This window comes from Streptomyces hainanensis (assembly GCF_004348415.1).
GTDB lineage: Bacteria > Actinomycetota > Actinomycetes > Streptomycetales > Streptomycetaceae > Streptomyces > Streptomyces hainanensis.
In genome coordinates this window covers 1-789 of record NZ_SMKI01000891.1, presented here as the reverse complement: position 1 = coordinate 789, position 789 = coordinate 1, and the positions used below count along the sequence as shown (strand labels likewise).

The 789-nt window shown below is 67.9% G+C and carries 1 protein-coding gene; it reads left to right on the top strand.

The features are described from left to right. Positions 1–194 precede the first annotated feature (194 nt). Positions 195–789: pyridoxamine 5'-phosphate oxidase family protein (locus E1283_RS36670; RefSeq protein WP_165956388.1), on the top strand; the 595-nt coding region annotated here is incomplete at its 3' end.

The window sequence follows — 789 nt, the reverse complement described above, 5'->3', positions numbered from 1 at the left end:
GAGCCGTTGCTGATGGCGAAGGCCAGCCGGCCCGAGGACGAGATCCGCTGGTCCGCGAGGAGCCCCGCCAGGTTGTCCAGGGCCCCGGCGGCGATGTCGACCGAGACGGGGGACGGGATGAGGCGGGAGACACGATGGACTCGTCCGACACCCCCCGAATCCACAAGAGATCGAAGGTCGACACCGACCCGAAGGTGAGCAGAGCGATCCTCAGGGAGGGCTTCGTCTGCGACGTCGCGCACTGCGACACCTCGGGAAGTACGCCACTGCCGAAGTCCGTTCCCATGGTCTACGCGTTCGACGAGAAGGACGAACTGCTCTACCTGCACGGCTCGCCCAACTCGCTCAGGCACCTCCTCAGCGACACCGGGGTGCCCGTCTGCCTGACCGTCACCCTCGTCGACGGCATCGTCCTCGGCCGCACGGCCATCCACCACTCCCTCAACTACCGCTCGGTCGTGGTCGACGGCACCGCGACGAAGGTCAAGCACGAAGACCGCATGAAGGCCCTCGAAGTCCTGACCAACCACGTCGTCCCCGGCCGCTGGAAGGAGACACGCCCCCTCAGGGCGGAGGAGCTGGACGCGGACGAGCAGAAGGGACGCCCGGGCACGGAGGTCCTGTCGATCGATCTCAGGAAGTCCACGGTGGCGTCCAAACACCATGCCGGCGGGCCCACGTACGAGGAGAAGGAGGACGTCGAGAACAGCGCCTACTGGGCCGGTGAGTTCCCGATCCGCCCGGCCTACGGCCCACCGGTCCCCGTCGACAACCTCAGCCCCGCGGCCC